Source organism: Nocardia sp. NBC_01377, from assembly GCF_045040005.1.
Lineage (GTDB): Bacteria > Actinomycetota > Actinomycetes > Mycobacteriales > Mycobacteriaceae > Nocardia > Nocardia noduli.
On sequence record NZ_CP109566.1, the window covers coordinates 3,369,466 to 3,392,068 of the forward strand.

Consider the following 22,603-nt stretch of genomic DNA (forward strand, 5'->3'; position numbering starts at 1 on the left):
GTCCGGGGTCAGATCTGGTGCAGCCACGAAACGAACAGCGGCACGCCGCCCGCCGCGAGGGCCAGCGAAACCGGTACCGGCCACCACGGGCCGGTTCGGCCGAGCAAGCGGTTGGCGAGTCCGACCTGGACCGCGCCGAGTCCGGCCAGCAGCACGCCCCACAGCGGCAGCAGGCCGATGCCCAGCGCGGCGTGCACCGCCCAGGCTCCGCCCAGTGTCGGTCCGCCCCAAGAATTCTCGTGATCGTGCGCGGCGACGAGCGGATAGGCCACGCCCCGCACCAGGGCGATCGTCGCCAGTAGCGCGGCGAACCACGCGACGAGCCCGGCGGCCGCGCCGAGGGTGCTGTGCAGGCGAACCCGTGTCCAGCTGAGTCCGCGCGGGGTGATCCGCGCCCCGAGCAGACGCCGCGGCACCCGCAATCGCACCGGAACCCGGGCCAGTGAGATCGGTAGCGCCGCCAGACCGTACGCGGCCCAGCGCGACAGGTAGCGAACCGACTTCATGGGACGACCGTATCGTGCTTGCCCCGATGTCGTGAGCCGCGCAGGTCTAGGACAGACTGCCCGCCGCGGACAGATCGTCGAAGAGCAACTGGTCGACCGGGGGCACCAGCGCGCGGTCGGCGTAGCTGAACCACGCGACCTCTTCGATCTCACTGCTCGCGGCCAGGGTTCCGGAGTACTCGGCGGTGTAGCAACTCATCCGCACCACGACATCGTCGCCCGGGTCGGCGGAATCGTGTATCGCCGCCTCGTAGGTGCCGACATGGGTGACGGTCTCCGGGCGCAGCGCGACGGTGAGTTCCTCGTCGATCTCGCGCAGCAATGTCTGTAGATCGGTTTCCGCGCCTTCGCGTTTGCCGCCGGGGATGTAGAAGATGTCCTTGCCGCGCGGACGCGCGCACAGGATCCGGCCGTCCTCGATACGCACCCAGGCCACGGTATCGATCAGCCGTGACACGCGTCGCTCCGCCATCGGCGCAGCCTATCGCGGCGGTTTGGGCAGCGCGGCGGCGGGAATCAGCTGGTCGTCCTTCGCTCCGGGACCGTGGACCGCCCGCAGTTCGCGCCCGTGCACCCGCTCACCGCATTCCGAACACATCGGTTCGATCCGAGCGGTGTGACCGCAGGTCACGTGCAGGGTTTCCACCGGGGGGCCGTCCGGGGCGGCCCACTCGTCGCCCCATTGACGCATGGCGGTGACGACCAGCCACAGGGAGCGCCCCTTCGGTGTGAGTCGATAGTCGTAGCGGACCGGATTCGACTGGTAGGGCTTCTTGGTCATGATGCCCTGGGCGACAAGATGTTCCAGACGCTGGGTGAGCACATTGCGGGCGATGCCGAGCCGGGCGCGGAAGTCGTCGAAGCGGGTGATCCCGAAGATCGCGTCGCGCACGATCAGCAGCGTCCACCACTCACCCACCACCTCCAGGCATTGGGCGAGGGAGCAGTTCATGTCCTCGAAGCTCGTCCTTCGCATATACCCGAGAGTAGTCGGTTGCTTGAAGGAACTCACTACCCTACAGTTCGTTGCATGATGCAACTCACTACGTCGCCCTCGGCGGTGTTCGAACTCGCCGAGGCGGGCGATCAGCGCTGGCGGGCCCATGTGGACGAGACCTGGCGCGGATGGACCGGTCCGCACGGTGGCGTGATCGCCGCGCTGACGATCGAGGTCGCGCGCCGAGCCTGCGGCCTCGATCTCCCCGTGCGCACCCTCGACCTGCGCTTCCTCGGCCGGCCCGACGACGGAGCGCTGACCTTCCGCGCGGTCGCCCGACCGCTGGGGCGCAGCACCGAGATAGTCGAGGTGATCGCCGAGCAGCAGGGCGCGTCGGTGGCGTCGGCCTCGATCACCTTCGGCAGGACCGGGACGAGCCGGGTTCCCGACCGGCCCGGCCGCGCGGCGCCGCGGGTGCCGCAACCCGAAGCGTGCGCGCGGTTCCGGATACCGGCCGAGATCGTCGCGGTCGGCGCGCATTTCGATATCAGGCCCGCGGCCGGGCCGCTGCCGCTGACCGGCGCGGACGACGCGTGGATGACGGCCTGGATCGCGCTGACGCCCGCGATGACGACCGACGCCGCAGCACTGGCGATCCTCGCCGACGCGTTGCCGCCCGCGATCTTCCCCACGCTGACCGCGCCGCTCGCCGTGCCGACCGTCGCGCTGTCGCTGTACCTGCACACCGATTTCGCCGAGCCCGCCGCGCCGACGGTCCTGGTGCACGCCGCCAATTCCGGCACCGGCGGCGGATGGTCGGTGGACGACACCGATATCTGGGACGAACGCGGTCGCCTGCTCGCCACCGCCCGCCAGAGCCGACGAGTGCTGGGGTGATCCGGAATATGACCGTGCAGACCTCCGTCGCGTCGCGCCCGGCGACCGACCACCGGGTGGTCCTCGCCATCGTCTCGATCGGTGTACTGCTGTCGAGCCTGGATCTGTTCATCGTCAACGTCGCGCTTCCCGACATGGCCCGCGATCTCGGCGCGGCCTACCTGTCGGGCCTCTCGTGGGTGCTCAACGCCTACGCCATCGTCTTCGCCGCGCTGCTGGTTCCGGCCGGACGGCTCGGCGACAGGGGTAGCAATCGCACCGTATTCCTGCTCGGCCTGGGCCTTTTCGTCCTGGGCTCGGGTCTGTGCGCGCTGGCGGGGAATGTGCCGTCGCTGGTCGGGTTCCGGGTGGCGCAGGCGGTGGGCGCGGCCATGCTCACCCCGTCCTCGCTCGGTCTGGTGCTCGCGACGACACCCGCCGCGTCGCGGGCGACCGCGGTCAGGCTGTGGGTCGCCTTCGGCGGCCTCGGCGCCGCGCTCGGCCCGGTGATCGGCGGACTCCTCGTCGAGATCGATTGGCGCTGGGTATTTCTGGTGAACGTGCCGATCGGGCTGGCCGCGATCGTGCTCGGTCTGCGCAAGCTGCCCGATTCGCGCGGTGACGGCGGTCCGCTGCCCGATATGTTCGGGGCGCTGCTACTCATCGGCGCCATCGCGGCGATGATTCTGGCGCTGGTCAAAGGCCACGACTGGGGCTGGACGTCGCTGGGAGTGCTGCTCGCGTTCGCGGCGGCGGTGGTCTTCGGTATCGGATTCGTCGTCTCCTCGGCGCGCCACCACAGCCCGATACTCGACCCCGCGTTGCTACGCGCGCCCAATTTCACGCTGATGGCGACCAACGGGGTGTTCTTCCAGGTGGCGTTCGCGGGCATGCTGCTGACGATCGTGCTGTGGGCACAGAACGTCTGGGAGTGGTCGGCGCTGCGCACCGGCCTCGCCATCGCGCCCGGACCACTGGTCGTGCCGATCGTCGCGATCCTGGCCGGACGGCTCATCGCCAGGGTCGGCGCGGGCCCGGTCATCGCGGCGGGCGGGGTGGCTTTCGCGGCGGGACTGCTGTGGTGGGCGTCCTCGATCACGCTCGAACCGGACTACGCGGGCGGGATATTGGGCGGCATGCTCGTCACCGGTCTCGGCGTCGGACTCACCCTGCCGACCGCGTTCGCCGCGGGCACGGCGGGTCTGCCGCCGCAGCGTTTCGCCACCGGCTCGGCGGTGCTCAGCGCGTCACGCCAGATCGGGCTCGCCGTCGGTGTCGCGGTGGTGGTCGCCACTCTCGGCTCCCCCGCCGGTCCGCACGAAACCCTCGATGCCTTCCAACGCACCTGGTATGTGACGGCGGCGATCGCGGTGCTGGCGGGATTGATCGGACTCGGTACGCGTGCGCCGCGTCCGGTCGCCGCTCAGCCGGACCCGAAACTCGCCTGAATCGCACTCGTCGGGACACCATCTCGATCGGGCTCGGTCGGCGTGGTGTCCCGACGTGCTGTCGTCATGTCGAACAGTCGACTTCGCCCGCTGTCATCTGCCGGTAGCGCAGGTAGGTGGCGGCGGTGCGCGCCACCCAGCCCGCGATCAGCCCGTAGTAGACGCCGACGAGTCCGAGGTGGCAGACCTCGGTGAGCATCCACACCACCGGCAGGGTGACGCACAGGGTCGAGAACAACGACGCGTACATGACACCTCTGGTGTCGGCGGCGGCACGCAATCGCGCGGCGTACACCATCCCGATCGCCATGATCGGCGCCAGCACCGGCAGTGACCACACGACGGCCACCGCCGCCGCGATCATGGCGGAATCGGTGGTGAAGACGCCGAAGAACGGCTTCGCCGCCACCGCGAGCAGGACCGCCGTCGTCCCGGCCCAACTCAGCATCAGCACCGTTCCGGCTCGCATGAACGCCAGGCGGCCGTCCCGGTCACCGGCACCGATCCGCTGCCCGATGAGTATCGCCATCGCCGCGGCCGTCCCGTAGACGAACATCCAGACCAGCGAGATCGAGATGCTCATCATCCGATGCGCCGCCAGGCTCACCGTTCCCAGACTCGCCGCCACCGCCGCCAGCGCGACCTCCGAGCCGTAACTGACCACACCGAAGACGACATCGGGCACCGCGACCCCGACCCAGGAACGCAGCAACGCCCGATCCGATCCGCGCCGACTCCGCGTGCCACGCCCGAAGACCGAACGAGCACGCGCGTACAGCACGGCGGCGCCGATCGCGATCGCGATACTCGATCCGATTCCCGACCCGACGGCCCCGAGGTCGGCTCCGAAGATCAGCACCGAGGACACCGACAGATTCACCACCGCCACCGACAACGCGACCCGTGCCGCGGCACGGGTATCCCCCACACCCGCGAGCAGCCCACGGAGGTGGCCCGTCGCCGCCGTGAACGGCAACGCGCACAACAGAACCCACATCATCGCCGTCGCCTCGCCGCGGTCGAGACCGACCGGCGCCGTCCACGCGATGATCACCGGCGTGACGATCGCGCCCAGCACCGCGAAACCCGCGCCGATGACCACGGCGCCCACCAACCCGGCCCTGGCCAACCCCCGGATGGATTCCTCCTCGCGCGCACCGTGCCAGCGGGCGACGAACACCTGGGTGGCCGAGCCCCACGGCATGACGAGCGCGGTGGAGAAGATCCAGAGCGGAATCACCAGCGCGGCGACACCGAGCGCTTCGCTCGAGTAGTGCCCGAGCAGGGCGGTATCGGTCGCACCCACCACCACGGTCGTGGCCGAGGTGAGGATGATCGGTACGGCGATCGCGGCGACCTGCCGCATCCGCCCACCGAAACCGAGATCGGGCACCAGCGGTGGGCGTGTGGCGGTCAACGACCGGATTCCGGCGTGTACTCCGTCATGACGAGACTCTAATGCGTTCCTCCGCAACGACTCCCGCTGCCCCGCGCGAACGGTGCGGCCCGTTCGCTGTCGGGTCCGCCGCGGCGCAAGATGATTCAGCCGATGCGTACCGTGAGCTTGTCGAGACCGAGGGCCGTCGCGAGCCGGGCGACCGCGATGTCGAGGCGTTTCGCCGTGATCTTCGCGCCGTCGAACGGCGACACGGTCACCCGGGTGTCCTCGATCTCCCAGGTACCGCCGATGCGACCGTCGACCAGGACCAGCGGCGCGATCCATCCGGCGGCCCGGCTGACCTTCGCCCGGTGCGCGGCGGGCAGCAACGCGGTATCGGAGGTGCCGGGGCCCAGGACGTACTGGTCGAACGCGCCCAGCAGATGTACCGAGCGTTTCGCTTTCGTCGCGGCCAACTCGTCGGCGTGTTCGGTCGTGATGTAGGCGCTGCGGCCGTCGATGTCGACTTCGGTGAGTGCGTCGCCGAGGTCGGCGAACCAGCGGCGCACCGTGGTCTTGCGCAGGCTGTTACGGCTCAGCCAGCCGTCGAAGGATTCCGGTGTCGCCGGGCCGTAGGCGTCGAGGTAGGCGTTGATGGAGAGCGGGGCGGCGGCGTCGGGATCGAGCAGGCCCCGCCATTCGGCGACGAGATGGGCAGGGCTGGTGAATGTCGCCCGATTGCCCCGTGCGGGACCGTGACACAGCGCGCCCTGCCAGGCCAGTGGTTTGAGCAGCGCGCCCCACCCGGACCGCAACTGTTCGCCCATCCGATGAAATGCCTTGTCGGTGAGCAGCGCGTCGACCAATTCCTCACGGGTGAGCACCGTGTCCGCCAGATGCGTCGACACGGCTTCGGTGAGTGCGATCACTTCGGCGGGGGTCGCGCCGAAATTGCGTTGCCAGACCGGTTTCTCCCAGGTGCGCGCCGAGGCGATGAGTGGAAGCAACGCCGAGGCGGCGGCCGGGGTGAGCGCGTGCAGGGTGCCGCGCATCGACCAGGTCTTCACCAGGGTGCCCGCCGCCAGTTCACGGGTCAGCGCCCCCGGCTCGTGGGTACGGCCGCGCAACGCGACAGCGGTTTCCGCCGACGAGGTCACCTGCGCCTGGACCCCGCACAGCCTGCCGACGATCTCCGGCACCGACGATGTCGCGGGCTCGCTCACATACTGACGTCGCAGCCGCCACGCGAAGACTTGATCCCAGCCGACCCGCACCCGGTCTCCCCTCCGCTCAGTTCATCAGCGCGCTACAGAAGAGCACGCCGACGGTGATCTCCGACAATCCGATCACCGTGGTGGCGATCACCCCGAGCAGCGCGGTCCGATTGCGCGCCCGCGCCACCACGCCCACCGGTGCGACGAGACGTTCGGCGCGCGCGAGCACCGCCGTTCCGGCCGCGTGCAATGCCCCGGCCGGGGCCGGTGCGGCCGCGTCGAGCAGGGCGAGCAGTCCGCCGAGCAGCGAGGCGGGACCGTGGGAGTGCGCGGCGCGGTCGTCGGCGCACATCTCCAGCAGACGGCCGATCTCGGCCGAGCCTTCGGTGACGACCCGCACCGCGGGTAGCGCGGCGGCGGTGCTGCGCAGTATTCCGGTCAGCGCGGCGTGACGGCCGCGCAGGTGGGCGCGCTCGTGGGCCAGTACCGCGGCGAGTTGTTCGCCCGTCAGCGCGTCGACGGCCGCGGTGGTGACGACGATCGTGTCCGGGCGTCCCGCGACGCAGTAGGCCTGCGGTTCCGGCGAATCCAGCACCACCGCGCCCAGGTCCGGCATCCTGCGGCCGACCATGCGAACGGCCCTGCCGTGTCGATGGGTGTGCCTGCGCAGCCGCACCGCCACCGTCGCCACGTGCGCGACGATGGCCGTCACACCGGCGATGACCAGTGCCGACACCACGAAGGTCACCACTTTCGCCGCGGTGGCGGTATGCGGGTGCGCGGGCGTCGACAGCACCGCGTAGCACGCCTGCAAGGCTTCGCCGGGGTGGCGCCAGATGGCGGCGAATTCGACGACGAGCACCCCCGCCGCCAGCGCCCACGAGCCCAACGCGCCGCCGATGGCGACCAGCCACGCGGTCACCCCGAGGCGCGGCGCCACGCCGCGGCGGGTCAGTCTGCGCAGGATCGGCGGACCGAACAGCGCGACCGCCGTGCCGTAGAGCAGTAGGCCGAGGGCGAGGTTCACGGTGCCTCGGGGGTCTTGCGCGAGGTCAGTCTGCGTAGTGCGGCCCGTAACCCTGCCGATTCGTCGTCGCTGATCCTGTCGACGAAATGGCTGAGGACCAGATCCGAACGACCGCCCGATCCCAGCGCCTCCAGCATCAGCCTGGCGCTGTGTTCCTCGCGGGTCAGCGTCGGCCAGTACCGGTACGCCTTGCCCGCGCGTTCGCGCGCCAGCCAGCCCTTGCGATGCAGGTTGTCCATGGTGGACATGACGGTCGTGTAGGCGATATCGCGTTCATTCGACAGTTCCTCGAAAATCTCGCGGACCGTCGTGGTCTCCGCGTCTCGATCCCAGATGCGGTCCATGATGACCGCTTCCAGATCTCCGAATCCACGCACCGAACCGACTCCCTCACCACTGGTCGCACTTTCTGGCGATTCAGCGTACCGGTCAGGCGGTATTGCTACGTAGCGGAATCGTAGATTTTGTGGTCCGCCTCCCACCTGTCACCCCGCCATGCGAACATATGTTCGTGTCCGATCATCGCCGCGAACCCGCTGCCGAGCCGACCGGCGAGCCGGGTGGCACGCGGTCTTCGGGGCCGGACTCGGCGCGATCCGGGCGGACCAGGATCGTCGCACGGGCCGAAGCGTCGATCCTGCACGCCGACCTGGATTCCTTCTACGCCTCGGTCGAACAGCGCGACGATCCACGGCTACGCGGGCGTCCCGTAATCGTCGGTGGCGGGGTCGTGCTGGCCGCCAGCTACGAGGCCAAGGCCCGCGGCGTGCGGACGCCGATGAACGGCGCGCGCGCCCTTCGCCTGTGCCCGGACGCCGTCGTCGTGCCGCCGCGCATGTCGGCCTACGCCGAGGCCAGCAAGGCGGTGTTCGAGGTTTTCCGCGACACCACGCCGGTGGTGGAGGGCATCTCCATCGACGAGGCGTTTCTCGATGTCGGCGGACTGCGCCGGATCGCGGGCGGACCCGTCGATATCGCGCACGCCCTGCGCGCCGCGGTCCGCGAACAGGTCGGGCTGCCGATCTCGGTCGGCATCGCGCGCACCAAATTCCTGGCGAAGGTGGCCAGCGCGGTCGCCAAACCCGACGGACTTCGTCTGGTACCGCCGGAGGGCGAACTGGATTTCCTGCACCCGCTCGCGGTCGAGAGATTGTGGGGCGTCGGTGAGGTCACCGCCGCGAAATTGCGCGAACGCGGCATCACCCGCATAGGTCAGCTCGCCCAGCACGGCGAAGCCGGATTACGTCCGATTCTCGGCCCCGCCGCCGCGCGGCACCTGTTCGCCCTGTCGATGGCGCGCGATCCACGCCGCGTCGAAACCGGTAAACGTCGCCGTTCCATCGGCGCCCAGCGCGCCCTCGGACGACGTTCGCGCGAACCCGAGGAGATCGAGGCCTACCTGCACGGCCTCACCGACCGTCTCGGGCGCAGGCTGCGCGATGCCGAACGGGTGTGTCGAACGGTGGTGCTGCGCATGCGCTTCGACGATTTCAGCCGCGCGACCCGCTCGCACACCATGCCCGAGGCGTCCGATCACACCGAGACCATCCTGCGCGCGGCCCGCGTCCTGCTCGCCACGGCGATGCCGATGATCCAGGAGCGCGGCCTCACCCTGGTCGGCCTGGCCCTGACCAACCTGGACGACGCCGATGCCGTCCAACTCACCCTGCCGCTGGAACCGCGCGCCACCGCCACCCTCGACGCGACCCTGGACGATCTGCGCCGCCGCTTCGGGTCCACCGCCGTCACCCGCGCCGCGTTGATCACCCGCGGCGAGGGTCTCTCGGTGCCGCTGCTCCCGGACTGAACCGGTACTCAGAGCCGTTCGATGATCGTGGCGTTGGCCAGTCCGCCCGCCTCGCACATGGTCTGCAAGCCGTAGCGTCCGCCGGTCTGCTCCAGATGGTTGAGCATCGTGGCGAGGATGCGGGTACCGGAGGCACCGAGGGGATGTCCGAGGGCGATCGCGCCGCCGCGCGGGTTGACCCTGGCCGGATCGGCCTCGAGATCGTGCTGCCACACCAGCGGGACCGGAGCGAAAGCCTCGTTCACTTCGTAGGCGTCGATATCCTCGATCGACAGTCCACCCTTGGCCAGGGCCTTGCGGGTGGCCGGGATGACGGCGGTGAGCATCAGCAGCGGATCGTCACCGGTGACGGCGAAGGAGTGGAACCGCGCGCGGGGACGCAGGCCGAGCTGATTCGCCTTCTCCTCGCTCATGATCAGCACCGCCGAGGCGCCATCGGTGAGCGGCGAGGAATTGCCCGGGGTGATCGACCATTCGATCTCGGGGAACCGCGCCCGCAACGCGTCGTCGGCGAAGGCCGGACGCAGACCGGCGAGCCCCTCCCCGGTCGTGGACGGGCGAATGGTCTCGTCGGCCGTGAGGGTTCCCGCGGCCACCAGTTCGTTGTCGAATCCGCCCGCCGCCGCGGTTTCCGCGGCGAGGCGATGCGAACGGGCGGCGAACGCGTCGAGCGTGCCCCGGTCCAGTTTCCAACGCGCCGCGATGATCTCGGCCGCGACGCCTTGCCCGATCAGGCCGTCCGGGAAGCGGTGTGCCAGCGGTGCGCGGTTGGGGTCCTTGTCCTGGGCGTTGGAGAACATCGGCGCGCGGCTCATCGATTCGACACCGCAGGCGATGGCGATGTCGTAGGCGCCCGCCAGTACGCCCTGGGCCGCAAAATGCGCGGCCTGCTGGCTCGAACCGCACTGCCGGTCCACGGTGGTCGCCGGAACCGAATCCGGGAATCCGGCCGCCAGCACCGCGGTTCGCGAGATATTGAGCGCCTGCTCACCGCTCTGGGTGACGCAACCGCCGATCACATCGTCGACGAGCGCCGGATCGAGGTCGTTGCGTTCGATCAGCGCGCCCAGCACCGAGGACAGCAGCGTGGCGGGGTGCACCTCCGAGAGTCCACCACCGGTTTTGCCTTTGCCCGATGGTGTGCGAACGGCGTCGACGATGACCGCGGAAATCATGGGAGCTCCCTAAGTTTGTAGGTGTCTGGGGTTGGTGCCCTGGATGCCCAGAGCGGTGGGGTGTAGCTGATGGTTGCTTGCCGTTGGTTTGGCTTCAAAGGACTGGCTGCCCCACCGCGCTGGACACTCCGACCGCTGATTGAGAGCTTGTTGCGGGTCGTCGCTGTTTAGGGATCTGTCGGCGGGGTTGTCCACGGGCGTAACCGTTTTCGAGTCAGGAGCACGCGGGTGACTACTCGCCCTCAGATGTGGGTCGGGATCGACGTCGGCAAGCAAGCGCATCACGCGTGCGCGGTCGACGAGACCGGCAAGACGGTGTTCAGCCAGAAATTCGGCAACGACCAAGCCTCGATCGAGACGTTGATCGCCCGCGCCGGCCAGGCCGCGCAACAGGTGCGGTGGGCGATCGATCTGACCAGTCCGATGGCGTTGCTGCTGATCACGGTCTTGTTGGCCGCTGATCAAGCGGTGACGTATGTGCCGGGCCGGGTGGTCAATACGATGGCCCACGGATTCCGCGGCGAAGGGAAAACCGACGCCAAGGACGCGAAGGTGATCGCCGAGACCGCCCGCATGCGCCGCGATCTGGGGCAGGTCACGATGCCCGACGAGCTGGTGGTCGGGTTGACCCAGCTGACCAGCTACCGCACCGACCTCATGAGCGACTGGGTCGCCGGGATCAACCGATTGCGGGCTCTGCTCGGGTCGATCTTCCCGACGTTGGAGGCAGCGTTCGATTTCTCGAACCGGACCCCGTTGATACTGGTCGCCGGAATGTGCACGCCTGCGGAGATTTGCGCCGCCGGAATCGACGGTGTCACAACATATTTGACCGACAACGGGGCATGGAAGCCCGGCATCGTCAAGGCCGCGGCCGCTGCGGTCGATGCCGCCGGGCGCCAAAGCCTGGCCCTGCCGGGCGAGGCCGATACCGCGATGCTGGTCAAACGTATCGCCCGAAAGCTGCTGGACCTCGATCGCGAGATCAAGGACACCGACAAGCTCATCACCGCACGTTTCCGGGAACACCCGTGGGCGCACATCATCGAGTCGCTGCCCGGGATGGGACCGGGTTTGGGTGCTGAGTTCCTCGTTGGCACCGGTGGTGACCTGGCCAATTTCGCCAGCGCCGGACGTTTGGCGTCCTACGCCGGTTTGGTCCCGGTCCCGCGCGATTCCGGTCGAGTTTCGGGCAACCTGCACCGTCCGAAGCGCTACAACCGGCGCATGCGGCGTGTCTTCTACATGGCCGCCCTGTCGAGCTTGCGCTACGAGAACGGGCCGTCGCGGCGGTTCTACGACCGAAAACGCGGTGAACGGCAGATACATACCCAGGCCCTTCTAGCTCTGGCCCGGCGGCTGGTCGATGTGTTGTGGGCGTTGCTGCGTGACGGTCGTGAATTCAGCGTCGGCAACCCGGCTCCGGTGGCCGCTGCGGCTTGACACGGTCATTGAGAGTCCTTCTTCGTACCGATGATCACCGTGCGAATGGTGATTAACTTATGTCACTGTACGCCCGGGCTCGGCTCAGCGGGAACGCTGGGGCCGCTTGTCCATCAGGCGCAGGATCAGCGGCGTGAAGATGAGCTGCATCGCCAGATCCATCTTCCCGCCGGGGACCACGATGCAGTTCGGCCGCGACATGAAGGAGTCGTGCAGCATCGACAGCAGATAGGGGAAGTCGATCACCTTCGGGTCGGCGAACCGGATGACCACGAAACTCTCGTCGGCGGTCGGAATCGATCGGGCGATGAAGGGATTGGAGGTGTCGACGGTCGGCACCCGCTGGAAATTGACGTAGGTGTGGGAGAACTGCGGGCAGATGTATTTCACGTAGTCGGGCATCCGCCGCAGGATGGTGTCGATGACCGCTTCGCTGGAATAGCCGCGTTCGGTCTTGTCCCTGATCACCTTCTGGGTCCACTCGAGATTCACGATCGGCACCACACCGACCAGCAGATCCGCGTGGCGCGCCACGTCGACCGTCTCGGTGACGGCGGCGCCGTGTAACCCTTCGTAGAACAGCAGATCGCTGCCCGGCGCCAGATCCTCCCAGGGGGTGAACGTGCCAGCGGGCAGTCCGTGGGGTTTCGCCTCCGATTCGTCGTGCAGGTATTTCCGCACCGAACCCACACCGGTCTCGCCGTAGTCGCGGAACAGGTTCTCCAGTTCCTTCAGCAGATTCGCCTCCTCGCCGAAATGCGAGAACGTCCTGTTGTCCCGCTGTTCGGCTTCGGCCATCGCCACTTTCATCTCGTTGCGGTCGTAGCGGTGGAACGAATCGCCCTCCACGATGGCCGCGTTGATCTCCTCCCTGCGAAAGATCTCCTGGAACGTCCGGGTGACACTGGTCGTCCCCGCACCGGATGAACCGGTGATCGCGACGACGGGATGTTTCACCGACATGGGCACCTCCTCGATTGCCGGACAAGGGAATTCGCCGACGTCACCGCCCCGCCGGCCGGAACAGCGAGCGGCTGCCGAACAACGACCGGTCGAAACTGGGCCCTTCGTCGGGTTCGCGGTGATACCGCTCGATCCGTTCGACCTCGTTGCGGGAACCGAAGATCAGCGGCACCCGCTGATGTACCGAATCCGGGACCACCTCGAGCACCCGTTCGGTGCCGGTGGTCGCCGCGCCGCCCGCCTGCTCGACGATGAACGCGACGGGGTTCGCGCCGTAGAGCAGCGCGACCCGACCGGGGCCCGCCTGCGGCCGATTGTCGGACGGGTACAGATACACCCCGCCGCGGGTGAGGATGTGGAAGGTGTCGGCGACCAGCGACGCGACCCAGCGCATGTTGAAATACCGCCCGCGCGGCCCCTGTGCCCCGTCCAGGCATTCGTGCACGTAGCGCCGCACCGGACGTTCCCAGAAACGGTCGTTGGCGGCGTTGATCGCGAAACCGGAGGTGTCGTCGGGGATCCGCATACGCGGGTGGGTCAGGACGAACGCGCCGATCTCACGATCGAGGGTGAAACCGTCGACGCCGCTCCCGGTGGTCAGCACCAGCATGGTCGCCGGTCCGTAGAGGGTGAAGCCGGCGCAGACCTGTTCGGCGCCCGGACGGAGGAAATCCGAGTCCGACGGTTCGCCACCGTCGGGACCGTGCGCGCGCAGCACGCTGAAGATGGTGCCGACCGGCAGATTCACGTCGATATTGCTCGATCCGTCCAGCGGGTCGAACGCGAGCAGATACTTTCCGCGCCGATGGGTGCCCGGCACCGGATGAACCCCGGCCATCTGCTCGGACAGCAGCGCCGAGAGATGGCCGGTCCATTGGGTTTGCGACACCATGATGTCGTTGGCGACGGCGTCGAGTTCACGGTGCAGCGGCGGCGGGTTCCCGGGTCCGGCCGCGCCGAGCGATCCCACGATCGCGCCGCGGGTGACCTGATTCGCGATGATCTTGGTCGCGGTCGCGAGCACGTTCACCAGGGCGGAGAACTCACCGGAGGAACCGGGATGGCGATGTTCTTCCTCGATCGTGTAGCGGGTGAGGGTTTTGAGTCCTTCTGGCATGATCCCTGGCTCTCCTCACGCGGGCGCGACCCTCGTGCCGTGACTGTCCGGTGTGTCGGTGTCATCGGCGGCTGTGTCGTCGACAAAAACGCTGCTGGCCAGCACATCCCGATCGGTCAGCGTCATCAGATCACCGCGCGAGAGCGGCCTGCGCAGCTCGAGCAGCCGTTTGGCCTGCCGCAACCGGCACCGGTCGATCGCGTTGCGCACACTGCGCGCGTTGGAGAAACGCGGTCGGGTCATCCGACGTGACAGATAGTCCGCGAACGCCGCGTAGGCGGCGTCGTCGAAGCGGAAATTCTCGGCGACCACCATGAGTTCGGCGATCGCGAGCAATTCCGCGTGGGTGTAGTCGGCGAATTCGAGATGGTGCGCGACCCGGGAGGACAGGCCGGGATTGGCGGAGAAGAACCGCTCCATCCGATCCGGATAGCCGGCGAAGATCACCACCAGGCCCGCGCGTTCGTTCTCCATCTCCTGCAACAGGATCTCGATCACCTCCTGGCCGTAGTCGCGTTCGTTGTCCGGCCGGAACAGGTAGTAGGCCTCGTCGATGAACAGCACACCCCCGGCGGCGCGCGCGATCGCCTCCTTGGTCTTGGGCGCGGTGTGGCCGATGAACTGGCCGACCAGATCGTCCCTGGTCACGCTGTGCACCGCCGGTTTTCGAATATGGCCGAGCGCGTGCAACATCTGCGCCATGCGCAACGCGACGGTCGTCTTGCCGGTGCCGGGACCGCCGGTGAAGCTCATGTGCATGGTCGGGCGCGAGGAGGTCAGCCCGAAACGTTGCCTGGCGCGGTCGATCAGCAGCAGCGCCGCGATCTCGCGCACCCGCAGTTTGATATTGGCCAGTCCGATCAGTTCGGCGTCGAGTCTGCTCAGTGTCTCGGCGACATCGGTGCCCGCGGCGTCGGCGGACAGATCGAGCAGTGCGTCGTCATCGAGAATCGGTGGCGCCTCCTCGACCTGCGGGCGCACCGGCCGGGCGTCGCCACCCGGCCGGTGCAGGCGGAATCCGTTGCCCTCAGCCGCCATACCGCTGTCCCTGACGGCTGCCGGTGGCATAGGAGTGCAGGCCGTACCGCTGGCGCCGGTCCGACGCCTCGGTGCGGACGAGCAGGAATCCCGGTTCGTCGGCCGGGCGCTGCACCAGGAAACTCAGCGCGGTGGTCTGCCTGCCGTAACGGGCGTCGTAGGCCAGCACCCGCACGTAGTGGCGCGGGAAAGTGGCGCGGCAGGCGTCGATCTCGGCCAGCACACCGTCCGGTTCGTCGAGATCGAACAGCGGCAGCCCCCACATCTCCCAGTAGGCGTTGCGCGGATGCGGATCGTCGGTGTATTCGATCGAGACCGGCCAGCTGTTGAGCAGTGCGTATCGCACCTGGGCCGATATCTCGGCGTCGGTGAGATCCGGCAGGTAGGAGAAGGTTCCGTGACGCAGATACATGAGTTGGCTCCTCAGAGGCTCGCGGTCGGCACCGCGTCGGGTGCGTCGGTGGAGGTGTAGTCGAAGGTGACATCACCCCAGGTCGCGAGCGCGACATCGAGGGGACGGCACCACTGCGCCGCCTGCCGCAACACCTCGGGCCCCTCCTTCAGCAGATCGCGGCCCTCGTTGCGCGCCTTCACGACCGCTTCCAGAGCCACCCGATTCGCCTCGGCGCCCGCCGCGATACCCAGCGGGTGCCCGATGGTGCCACCGCCGAATTGCAGGATCACGTCGTCGCCGAACAGGTCGAGCAACTGATGCATCTGACCGGCGTGGATTCCGCCGGAGGCCACCGGCATCACACCGGGCAGACTCGCCCAGTCCTGGTCGAAGAAGATGCCGTTGCCGAGGTCGGTGGGAATGTGGTTGTCGCGCAGCGTGTCGTAGAAGCCGCGCGTGGTCGCCGGATCGCCCTCCAGTTTGCCGACCACCGTGCCCGCGTGCAGATGGTCGACCCCGATCAGGCGACACCATTTGGCCAGTACCCGAAAACTCACGCCGTGGGTCTTCTGACGCGTGAACGTGGAATGACCGGCCCGGTGCAGATGCAGCAGCACCCCGTTGCGCCTGGCCCAGTGCGACATCGACTGCATCGCGGTGTAGCCGACGGTGAGGTCCATCATGATGACGACGCTGCCGAGTTCCTTGGCGAATTCGGCCCGCTCGTACATGTCCTCCATCGTCGCGGCGGTGACGTTGAGGTAGTGGCCCTTGATCTCGCCGGTCTCGGCCATCGCCCGGTTGACGCCCTCCATCGCGAACAGATACCGGTCGCGCCAGCGCATGAACGGCTGGGAGTTGATGTTCTCGTCGTCCTTGGTGAAATCCAGTCCGCCCTTGCACGCCTCGTAGACGACGCGGCCGTAGTTGCGCGCGGACAGACCCAGTTTGGGTTTGACCGTCGCACCCAGCAGCGGCCTGCCGTATTTGTTGAGGTACTCCCGTTCCATGACGGTGCCGTGCGGTGGGCCCTGGAAGGTCTTCACGTAGGCGACCGGGATCCGCATATCCTCCAGCCGCAGCGCGAGCAGCGGTTTGAAGCCGAAGACATTGCCGATCACCGACGAGGTCAGATTGGTGATCGACCCTTCCTCGAACAGGTCGAGATCGTAGGCGATGTAGGCGAAGTACTCCCCCGGCCTGCCCGGCACCTCGTCGACCCGGTAACACTTGGCCTGGTACTGCGAGTGGGCGGTGAGCCGGTCGGTCCACACCACCGTCCATGTCGCCGTGGACGATTCGCCCGCCACCGCCGCCGCGGCCTCGATCGGATCCACCCCGCGCTGCGGGGTCACCCGGAACACGGCGAGCACGTCGGTCGCCGACGGTTCGTAGTCCGGCGCCCAGTACCCCATCGAGGCGTATGATCGTACGCCCGGATCCCAGCGATCGTGTTCGGACTCTTCGGCCATCGTTCCTCCTGGAATAGAACACCGGGGGCTGTTGTGCGCCTTGGGATTTCCAGGATGACGGCAGGTCCGATCACGGACAATTTGATTGTTTCTGATAAAGCTCAACCATTTCGGCGAGTTTGTTACCGTCGAGTATGGGTAGGGTGAGCACGACGCGGATGGAAACATTCCTGGTGGTCGCTCGCCACAGCAGCATCCGCCGCGCCGCCACCCAGCTCCACGTCACCGAAGCCGCGGTCTCGGCCGCGGTCGCCCACATCGAGAAACAGCTCGGCGCGAAGCTGATCGCCAAAGCCGGACGCGGCATCACCCTCACCGAAGCCGGACGGATCTACGCCGAGTACTGCCGCAGCATCCTGGGCCTCATGAACGAGGCGCAGGCAGCCGTGCGGCACGCCGAGACCGGGCGCCTACGCATCGGTGTCGTCGCCACCGCGGGCGAATACGTGCTGCTGCGCCCGCTCGCCGCGTTCCGCAACCGCTACCCCGACATCGAACTCAGTCTCTCCGTGAACCCCCGTGACGTGCTGTTCCTCGAACTGCACCACCACGAAACCGATCTCGTCATCGCGGGCCGCCCGCCCCGCGACGCCGGACTGGTCACCCGCGCCCGCCGCCCCAGTCAACTCGTCGTCGTCGGCGCGCCCGACCACCGTGCCGACCCGTTGCGCGCCACCTGGCTGCTGCGCGGGCGCGGCTCCGGCACCCGCGACGCCACCCTCGGCCTACTCGACCAACTCCAGATCTCCCCGCCCACGCTCACCCTCGGCTCGCACGGCACCGTCCTCGCCGCCGCCCGCGAAGGCCTCGGCGTCACCCTCATCCACAGCGACGCCATCGAAGCCGATCTGGAATCCGGTGCGCTCCGGATCATCCCGATCGACGGCACCCCGCTGGACCGCCCCTGGCACGCCATCACCACCCGCACCCCGACCCCGACCACCCGCCTGTTCATCTCCCACATCCTCGATCCGGCCGAAGTGGGGCCCGCCGCCTTCGAACCGGGCTGATCCGCCGGTGATCGTCCTCGATGACGCGACGGGCGGCTTTCCACGCATCCCGTCGGGCTCGACGACCGCGGACTAGAGCTGGCCGCGTTGGGAATCGAAGGTCAATGTGCGGCCGCCGAGTTGGATCTGCGCGCCGGGTTGCAGGACGATCGGATGGCCGGGGATCGCGCGCTGCCATTCCTGATATCCCGGCTGCCGGATGTGGGTACCGTTCGCCGAGGCGCAATCGACCACGGTGACATCCCAGTCGACCAGGCGGATCTCGGCATGGGTTCGCGACATCCCGCCGGACATGTCGTCGAGCCGTACCGGTTTCGCACCCCGGCGGGCCGCGTCGGACGGCTCGGGCTCGCGACCGAGTACGCAGTCGCCGTCGAGGATGATCGAGGTCGCGTCGTCGAGCATCAGCAGACCGAGCGGTGGACGGACGCCGTCGGACAGGACGCAGGTGAGCTGGTCCATCCGGATGCCGCACACCGTGCAGAACGAGACCCGCGGATCGTTGTGGTGCCTGCGGGCGCAGCGGTAGCCCGCGACGATCACCTCGCCCGCGCCGGGCGGATTCCTCGGTGCGGTTCGCGCTCGGCGCGGGTCGGACAAGGGGGGGTCGGCCTCGTGGCGCGGGGCGGGCGGTGGATCGCTCTTGCGTAGTCGGTCCCGGACCGGCACGGGCGGGGTCTGTCCGGTCTCGGGCACGCCGGGCGCGAGTGTCAACTCGAGTTCGTCGTCGGGCGGTGGCGCGACATCGGGTGTCGCGGACTTGCGGGCCCGGCTCGGTCGCGCGGCGGGTTCGCCGTACCAGAGCACGGCTCCCGATCCCGGAACGGCACCCGCTGCCAATGTGCACACACCGCGCGCGTGGGGCAGATCGGCGGGCTGGTCGCCCTCGTCGACGAAGATCCCCGCGCCGATGTCGGGTGCGGGGATCACGACGCGGTCGACGGTGAATCCCGCGTCCCGACCGCGCAGCACCTCCCGGTGCTGATCGCCGCTCATCAGTACCGCGGTGACCGCGCCGTGCAGGAAGACCGCGATCCCGGTGTCGGAAGAGGTGACGACCCCGAATTCGACCGCGCTCTCGTCGTCCTGTCCCATCAGCCACGTCGTCGCCAGCCGCGCGAACGTGCGACCGCTGCGCGGCTGCTCTTGGCGCGCGGCGTCGGCGATCAATCCCTGGATCGCGAGCAATGTCGACCCGACGGCCGATTCGGGGGTGGGCACGACGTCGTCACGGTTGGCGACCACGATCAGCACACCGTCGCTGCGGGCCACCAGATGTGTTCCGGCCAGCACCTCGACCTGCGGATCCGGCACGGCCACCCTCCCTGTCCAGGCTGCGGCGGCGGAATATCCGTCGCCGTGGCACACCTACAGAAATCTGCCTCCGTTGTATCGCCACCGATGGAAAACCAACCGTATCGGCCCGTTGACGAGTATCCAAAAGAGTAACCAGGTGATCGCGAACTGGATCACGAACGCCGTCGCCGACGGCCGCAACTGCGCTGGCACGATCACTGTCGTGCCGCGCAGCAGCACCCAGATCAACAGCCCCTCGTTGAGGATGGTGAGCAGCCCGAACATGGTCGGCCAATCCTTCTCCCAGCGGAATTGCTGTAGGAAGTGGTAGAGCAGCTCCCACAGCAGGCCGACGAGGATGGTAGCGAGCAGGACCGACAGGGTCACCCGGTAGGCCTGGCCCAGGTTCAGCGAGCCGGTCGGCAGCAGCGGTGTGATCAGCAGGGCGACGAGGAATCCGACCGCGCCGAGTACCAGCAGGCGAGTCTGGAGACGTCCGTTGAGTGTGGGAAGCATTGTTCAGATCTTCTTGTCGGTCATCCAGAGCCACCACTGCCACGTCGATCGGATCGGTCCCATCCTGGGACAGAAACCGATCGCGGCCAGGTCGTCGGTGATCTCCTGCGCGGCGATCTGCAATCCGAGGAAGGTGTCGACCCCGACGAACGGTCCGCCCAGCGTCGCGCTGCCGGAGGCGTACACGCGTCCGTTGCCGCTGCGGGTGCCGATGAGTTCGAAGGTGGTGTCGACGTCGAGTCGTCCGACCGGATTGCGGCCCGCGCCGGTGTGATCGAGCAGATCCGCGAGCAACCGGTGTTCACGGATATCGGCCTCGAGGCCGGTGCAGTCGATGACGTAGTCGACGGTCACGTCGAAGGGCTGCGTCGGCGGCGGAAACGGCAGTGGCGCGGTCGGATCGGGGACGATGGTCGCGACCACGCCCTGATTGCCGTGCGCCGGACGTGGCGCGCGCATCGTTCCCGCCATCACCTGGTACCAGCCCTGGCTGCGCCCGCGCCGCAACTGCCGCTGCCACAGCCGCCGGATCGGGGTGTTGGTGCCCGCGAATTCCCGGTAGGCCTGCGCGCGCTGCTCACCTTGCAGTCCACGCACTTTCTGCTTGAGCTGCCCGCCCCACACCGATTTCGGATAGTTGAAACCCTGGTAGGCCCAACCGTCGCCGCCCTTGCGGCGGTTGAACAGATTCTTGCCGTGCGCGCCCGCCACATAGGTGCGGAACAGGTGCACGATCCTGGTGTCGAGGTGGAATTTGTCGCGGTCGTCGACGAGGCGTTGCAGCACCCGGCTCGCGACGATGCCGCTGCCCCTGATCAGTACCGTGCCCGGTCTGCGTTGCAGTGCCTGATAGACGTGTTCGTGCGGTTCGTAGGCGTTGACCACGCGGGTCGGGTCGCGATGGCGTTCCCGGTATTCCTGTAGATCCGGCAGCAGTTTCAGGCCCGGATAGCCGACCGCGATATGCACGTAGGTGCTGCGGAAGGCGAGCCGTTTGGTCGGCGTCGTGCCCGCGGGCGGGGTGAGGATGGTGAAGTAGCCACCGCCGTGACGTTTGCGCACCATGCGAACCTGCCCGTTGCGCAACGAGTTCGCGTATCCGATGCGATGGAACTCCCGCTCCATCCCGGCGAAGGCCTGTCCGGCCCTCGGGGTGTAGTAGTTGGCGAAGATGGGTTCGACCAGCACGTTCCACAGCGGTCCGAACTTCTTGTCCGCGAAGGCCTCGCGCACGGCATAGGACGGGAAACCCCAGATATTGTCCGGCATCGAGGCCGAATCACTGCGCAGGCGTTCGGTTCGGGGGATCTGGGAAACCCTGGTCAGATACTCGTAGGACGACCACGGATGACGTTGCGGGCCGAGTACCGCCATCGCCGCCGCCGGGACCCCGTATATCCGCAGGGTGTCGTAGGTGACGAAGGAACCGATCCCGCTGCCCACCGTGACGAAAGGTACGTCGATCACCGGAATTCCGGCGGCCCCGAGCATTTCGTCGGTCCACACGTCGGTTTCGACGAGACCGGTCGTGATATCTCCCCGCATTTCCCGGACTCTACCGACAGATTCTTGTCGTCCACCGGGTGATGGTCTTGCAGGTGCGGGAGCCGACGCGCGAATCGTTCTGCGTCAACATGCCACGGGCCGTGCCCCCGCGGACGTACCATCCGTGCGTGGCCGATTCGAATCGTTCCACCCCGCTGCGGGTGCTGGTCTACAGCAACGACGCCGACACTCGTCGTCAGGTGATGCTCGCCCTGGGCAAGCATCCACATCCCGATCTACCGATCCTGGAGTACCTCGAGGTCGCCACCGCCCCGGTGGTGATCGAGCGGATGGACGCGGGCGGCATCGATCTCGCGATCCTCGACGGTGAGTCGACGCCCGCCGGTGGACTCGGCATCGCCAAGCAGCTCAAGGACGAGATCGCCCAATGCCCGCCCGTGCTGGTACTCACCGGCCGTCCGGACGACGCTTGGTTGGCGAACTGGTCGCGGGCCGAGGCCGCGGTGGCGCATCCGATCGATCCGATCCGGTTGACCGAAGCCGTCGTCGCGCTGTTGCTGAGCCGTATCGCCGCCTGATCGATTCCCTCCGACTATCACCGCGCCGCGCGCATCGTTCTCGCGCGCTCGACCATGACCGATGAGTGATCGTCACGAATCGACAGCTTCCTTTCCTTCCGGGTCGACGCCACGCCACCGTGGTCGCGGCCGGTATGACCACGCCCGTCGACCACCCGAATACTCGCCGGTAACCAGCCGCCCCGGAACCTGGCACCAGTCCGTCACGTGACGGTCGAGGGCGATTACCCCCGTTTCAGTCATGAATCGCAGTTCCGAATGCGATCAAACATCCGGCCGAAAGAAGATCGCGACGTCCGGCGTCGGTTGTAGTCTGTGCCGTAGCTCACATAGTTGCGAGACCGGTATGAATTCGGTGCCAGGATTCGTCCGGCTCGCGCCGCGTCGAGCGAGGCCATGGGGCGAGTCTGGCCGGGCGGACAACGACGTCAGCCGCCTCGGAAGCTGTCACCAGCCGTCACGAGCCCCAGCTCACGAAACCCGGGGCCCGCTCGCAAGGAGGGCACACGCAGTCGTGAACATGGAGTTCCCCACACTCGTCCTCGGCGCGATCGCCGCCGCGTTCGGGATCTTCTCGGTCCTGATGGCGTCGCTGGTCGGTCCCAAACGTTACAACCGGGCCAAACTCGAGCCCTACGAGTGCGGTATCGAACCCACCCCGCACGCCATGGCGGGTGGGCCGGGAAACATTACCGGACAACGCTTTCCGGTGAAGTACTACCTCACCGCGATGCTGTTCATCATCTTCGACATCGAGATCGTGTTCCTCTACCCGTGGGCCGTCCACTTCGACGCACTCGGTCTCTTCGGTTTCGCCGCGATGGCGTTGTTCATCTTCAACGTGTCCGTCGCCTACGCCTACGAATGGCGCCGCGGCGGGCTCAGCTGGGACTGACCTCGCC

At 67.7% G+C, this 22,603-nt stretch carries 23 protein-coding genes; 7 read left to right on the plus strand and 16 right to left on the minus strand.

What is annotated here, in order from left to right:
• Positions 1 to 8: 8 nt before the first annotated feature.
• Genes OG225_RS15575 through OG225_RS15585 form a run of 3 tightly spaced genes read right to left on the minus strand, consistent with a single transcriptional unit; the run spans position 9 to position 1,482 of the window.
• Entirely contained in the window at positions 9 to 506 is a 498-nt protein-coding gene (locus OG225_RS15575) for a hypothetical protein (RefSeq protein ID WP_405182301.1), read from the minus strand.
• Positions 507 to 552: 46 nt separating this feature from the next.
• Positions 553 to 978, minus strand: coding sequence for an NUDIX domain-containing protein (locus tag OG225_RS15580; RefSeq protein WP_405182302.1), 426 nt, complete (start codon positions 976 to 978; stop codon positions 553 to 555).
• A gap of 9 nt (positions 979 to 987) precedes the next feature.
• Positions 988 to 1,482: a winged helix-turn-helix transcriptional regulator gene (locus tag OG225_RS15585; protein WP_405182303.1), complete on the minus strand. Its 495-nt coding sequence runs from the start codon at positions 1,480 to 1,482 to the stop codon at positions 988 to 990.
• A gap of 54 nt (positions 1,483 to 1,536) precedes the next feature.
• On the opposite strand from OG225_RS15585, the gene OG225_RS15590 reads away from it, so the two are divergent.
• Together OG225_RS15590 and OG225_RS15595 are read left to right on the plus strand one after the other, a co-directional pair.
• Positions 1,537 to 2,340, plus strand: a complete 804-nt coding sequence (locus OG225_RS15590) for an acyl-CoA thioesterase (protein ID WP_405182304.1) — start codon at positions 1,537 to 1,539, stop codon at positions 2,338 to 2,340.
• A gap of 8 nt (positions 2,341 to 2,348) precedes the next feature.
• The gene (locus OG225_RS15595; RefSeq protein ID WP_405182305.1) at positions 2,349 to 3,767 is read left to right on the plus strand and encodes an MFS transporter; all 1,419 of its coding nucleotides are present in this window, start codon (positions 2,349 to 2,351) and stop codon (positions 3,765 to 3,767) included.
• Between the two features lie 64 nt (positions 3,768 to 3,831).
• On the opposite strand, the gene OG225_RS15600 is transcribed toward OG225_RS15595, so the two are convergent.
• The 4 genes from OG225_RS15600 to OG225_RS15615 all read right to left on the minus strand — a co-directional run bounded on the left by OG225_RS15600 (position 3,832) and on the right by OG225_RS15615 (position 7,763).
• Complete coding sequence (locus OG225_RS15600; protein ID WP_405182306.1) at positions 3,832 to 5,184, minus strand: MATE family efflux transporter; 1,353 nt, start codon at positions 5,182 to 5,184, stop codon at positions 3,832 to 3,834.
• Between the two features lie 125 nt (positions 5,185 to 5,309).
• Complete coding sequence (locus OG225_RS15605; RefSeq protein WP_405182307.1) at positions 5,310 to 6,419, minus strand: winged helix DNA-binding domain-containing protein; 1,110 nt, start codon at positions 6,417 to 6,419, stop codon at positions 5,310 to 5,312.
• Positions 6,420 to 6,435: 16 nt separating this feature from the next.
• On the minus strand, positions 6,436 to 7,386 hold the full coding sequence (locus tag OG225_RS15610; RefSeq protein WP_405182308.1) for a M48 family metalloprotease: 951 nt from the start codon (positions 7,384 to 7,386) through the stop codon (positions 6,436 to 6,438).
• On the minus strand, positions 7,383 to 7,763 hold the full coding sequence (locus tag OG225_RS15615; RefSeq protein ID WP_109530167.1) for a BlaI/MecI/CopY family transcriptional regulator: 381 nt from the start codon (positions 7,761 to 7,763) through the stop codon (positions 7,383 to 7,385). The genes OG225_RS15610 and OG225_RS15615 overlap by 4 nt, the downstream gene beginning before the upstream one ends.
• 128 nt (positions 7,764 to 7,891) lie before the next feature.
• Between OG225_RS15615 and dinB the strand changes: the two genes are divergently transcribed.
• A complete protein-coding gene (gene dinB, locus OG225_RS15620) occupies positions 7,892 to 9,193 on the plus strand; it encodes a DNA polymerase IV (RefSeq protein WP_405182309.1) in 1,302 nt (433 codons plus the stop codon).
• 8 nt (positions 9,194 to 9,201) lie between these two features.
• Here dinB and OG225_RS15625 read toward each other — a convergent pair whose 3' ends face one another.
• Positions 9,202 to 10,368 carry a thiolase family protein gene (locus tag OG225_RS15625; protein WP_405182310.1) on the minus strand — a complete coding sequence of 389 codons (1,167 nt, stop codon included), beginning with the start codon at positions 10,366 to 10,368 and terminating at the stop codon, positions 9,202 to 9,204.
• Positions 10,369 to 10,596: 228 nt separating this feature from the next.
• On the opposite strand from OG225_RS15625, the gene OG225_RS15630 reads away from it, so the two are divergent.
• Positions 10,597 to 11,811 (plus strand): IS110 family transposase, encoded by a 1,215-nt coding sequence (locus tag OG225_RS15630; protein WP_405179552.1) that lies wholly within the window; start codon positions 10,597 to 10,599, stop codon positions 11,809 to 11,811.
• Between the two features lie 84 nt (positions 11,812 to 11,895).
• Here OG225_RS15630 and OG225_RS15635 read toward each other — a convergent pair whose 3' ends face one another.
• From OG225_RS15635 to OG225_RS15655, 5 genes are read right to left on the minus strand one after another with little or no spacing between them, the layout of a single operon-like run.
• Positions 11,896 to 12,774, minus strand: a complete 879-nt coding sequence (locus OG225_RS15635; protein ID WP_405182311.1) for a phosphoribulokinase — start codon at positions 12,772 to 12,774, stop codon at positions 11,896 to 11,898.
• A 40-nt stretch (positions 12,775 to 12,814) separates the two neighbouring features.
• On the minus strand, positions 12,815 to 13,891 hold the full coding sequence (locus OG225_RS15640; RefSeq protein WP_405182312.1) for a class 1 fructose-bisphosphatase: 1,077 nt from the start codon (positions 13,889 to 13,891) through the stop codon (positions 12,815 to 12,817).
• A 15-nt stretch (positions 13,892 to 13,906) separates the two neighbouring features.
• Positions 13,907 to 14,929, minus strand: coding sequence for an AAA family ATPase (locus OG225_RS15645; RefSeq protein WP_405182313.1), 1,023 nt, complete (start codon positions 14,927 to 14,929; stop codon positions 13,907 to 13,909).
• The gene (locus tag OG225_RS15650; protein WP_405182314.1) at positions 14,919 to 15,341 is read right to left on the minus strand and encodes a ribulose bisphosphate carboxylase small subunit; all 423 of its coding nucleotides are present in this window, start codon (positions 15,339 to 15,341) and stop codon (positions 14,919 to 14,921) included. Before OG225_RS15650 ends, OG225_RS15645 begins: the two co-directional genes overlap by 11 nt.
• Positions 15,342 to 15,352: 11 nt before the next feature.
• Positions 15,353 to 16,795 (minus strand): form I ribulose bisphosphate carboxylase large subunit, encoded by a 1,443-nt coding sequence (locus OG225_RS15655; protein ID WP_109530174.1) that lies wholly within the window; start codon positions 16,793 to 16,795, stop codon positions 15,353 to 15,355.
• Positions 16,796 to 16,929: 134 nt separating this feature from the next.
• On the opposite strand from OG225_RS15655, the gene OG225_RS15660 reads away from it, so the two are divergent.
• On the plus strand, positions 16,930 to 17,805 hold the full coding sequence (locus tag OG225_RS15660) for a LysR family transcriptional regulator (protein WP_405182315.1): 876 nt from the start codon (positions 16,930 to 16,932) through the stop codon (positions 17,803 to 17,805).
• Between the two features lie 72 nt (positions 17,806 to 17,877).
• Here OG225_RS15660 and OG225_RS15665 read toward each other — a convergent pair whose 3' ends face one another.
• The 3 genes from OG225_RS15665 to OG225_RS15675 are packed head-to-tail and all read right to left on the minus strand — an operon-like array spanning position 17,878 to position 21,162.
• Entirely contained in the window at positions 17,878 to 19,119 is a 1,242-nt protein-coding gene (locus OG225_RS15665; RefSeq protein ID WP_405182316.1) for an FHA domain-containing protein, read from the minus strand.
• A gap of 54 nt (positions 19,120 to 19,173) precedes the next feature.
• Positions 19,174 to 19,617, minus strand: coding sequence for a hypothetical protein (locus OG225_RS15670; protein WP_405182317.1), 444 nt, complete (start codon positions 19,615 to 19,617; stop codon positions 19,174 to 19,176).
• A gap of 3 nt (positions 19,618 to 19,620) precedes the next feature.
• Positions 19,621 to 21,162, minus strand: a complete 1,542-nt coding sequence (locus OG225_RS15675; protein WP_405182318.1) for a hypothetical protein — start codon at positions 21,160 to 21,162, stop codon at positions 19,621 to 19,623.
• Positions 21,163 to 21,251: 89 nt separating this feature from the next.
• Between OG225_RS15675 and OG225_RS15680 the strand changes: the two genes are divergently transcribed.
• Together OG225_RS15680 and OG225_RS15685 are read left to right on the plus strand one after the other, a co-directional pair.
• Positions 21,252 to 21,701, plus strand: a complete 450-nt coding sequence (locus OG225_RS15680; protein ID WP_405183279.1) for a hypothetical protein — start codon at positions 21,252 to 21,254, stop codon at positions 21,699 to 21,701.
• A gap of 520 nt (positions 21,702 to 22,221) precedes the next feature.
• On the plus strand, positions 22,222 to 22,596 hold the full coding sequence (locus tag OG225_RS15685; protein ID WP_405183280.1) for an NADH-quinone oxidoreductase subunit A: 375 nt from the start codon (positions 22,222 to 22,224) through the stop codon (positions 22,594 to 22,596).
• Positions 22,597 to 22,603: the final 7 nt, after the last annotated feature.